Consider the following 1,526-nt stretch of genomic DNA (forward strand, 5'->3'; position numbering starts at 1 on the left):
CCCTTAGGGGGTCCCTTATGGGTTTTCCCCCGGTGGTGGGTGGGGGTCGCCGGTGTGCCCGCCCGGTGTCGGTCCGGCGTTCGCCCGTCCTGGTCCGCGTCCTGGTCCGCGTCCTGGTCCGCGTCCTGGTCCGCGTCCTGGTCCCCGCCCTGGTCCCCGTCCTGGTCCGCGACGTCCTAGCCCGCGCCCTAGTCCTCGTCCGCCGCGAACGGCTTGCTGCTGAAGGCCGTCTTGTCCGCGGTGCCGTCCGTGATCCACCACCACTCGGGACGTTCGCCGTACCGCGAGAAGGCCAGACCGGGGCCCCATGCCAGGACGACCTCGTCCTTACCGTCATGATCGAAGTCCGCGACGCCGTAGAGCCGGGCCGCGCGCTCGCCCTTACGGATGGTCTTGCCGTCCACGACGGCGGGTGCCGCGCGGGTCAGCAGATGACGCCGGGCGACGCGGGTCGTCGCCGGGTGGGAGCCCCGCAGGGTGAGCAGCTCGACGCCGCCCCGGCCGAGCGAGACGGCCAGTTCATCGGTGCCGTCGCCATCCGTGTCGGCGGCGGCCAGGGTGCCCGACATCCCGGGCACCTTGAGGGGGCGCGGAACCGAACCGGCCGTCTTCGCCGCTTCCTTGTGGTAGATGCTCACCGTCTTGCCGATGTCCGGCCGCTCCGTCTCCACGCCCGGCTCGTCGTTACGGGTGCCGCTGTCGCCGACCGCGACATCGCGGCGGCCGTCGCCGTCGAAGTCGCCGAAGGCGATCGAGTTGCCCTCGCGCAGCCTGTGGCTCGTGTGGCTGAGGCCGTGGGACCCGGCGGTGAGGAGGGCGGAGCCGGACTGGTCGTTGTCGTTGACCGCGTGCACCACCAGATCGGTGGCGCGGTGGCCATCGGCGGTGTCGGCGATCGTGTCGGCGATGAGATCGCCGATCTCGCCGTGGCCCTCCAGCGGGCTCGCGTACGGCACGGTCCGGGCGGCCTTGCCAGCCCGGTTGAACGGCCCGTACAGCACCAGCAGCGAGTGCCGGTCCGCGCGGACCAGGGCCAGGTCGTGGTGGCCGTCGCCGTTGAAGTCGCCGACGGTGGGGCGCTGGGCGTCCACGCCGTCGTCCGGGCCGGTCAGCTGGACGCGGGCGGCGGAGCGGGTGCGGTGGGGGCCGCCGGGGCCGCCCCAGGAGATGTAGGGGACGGTCCGGACGGTGGCCTGGGTGCGCTCGGTCTCCTGCTTGCCGAGCGCCTCGCCCGCCGTCGTGGTGACGTCGGCGTAGCCGTCGCCGTCGAGGTCGGCCGTGGCCACCTCGGTCGCGCCCGCGACGGTGACGTCCTGGGACGGCAGCCCGAGGTCGCGGTGGCGGAGCACGGTCCGGGTGGCGGGATTCAGGCCGTGGGACGAGCCGTGGACGAAGGCGATCCGGCTGGGCAGCCCCCCTTTGCCGGACGGGACGGGGACGCGCAGATCGGGGTAGCCGTCGCCGTTGACGTCGTCCGGCAGCCGGCTGCCCTTGCCGTGGGGGACGGGCGCGGTCGCGGTGGGGGT

The 1,526-nt window shown here is 73.9% G+C and carries 1 protein-coding gene; it reads right to left on the reverse strand.

Annotation, left to right across the window (positions count from 1 at the left end):
* Nucleotides 1-188: 188 nt before the first annotated feature.
* Nucleotides 189-1,526: VCBS repeat-containing protein (locus GWI24_RS44240; RefSeq protein WP_210951644.1), on the reverse strand; the 1,338-nt coding region annotated here is incomplete at its 5' end.

This window comes from Streptomyces sp. MK37H, from assembly GCF_018035285.1.
GTDB lineage: Bacteria > Actinomycetota > Actinomycetes > Streptomycetales > Streptomycetaceae > Streptomyces > Streptomyces endocoffeicus.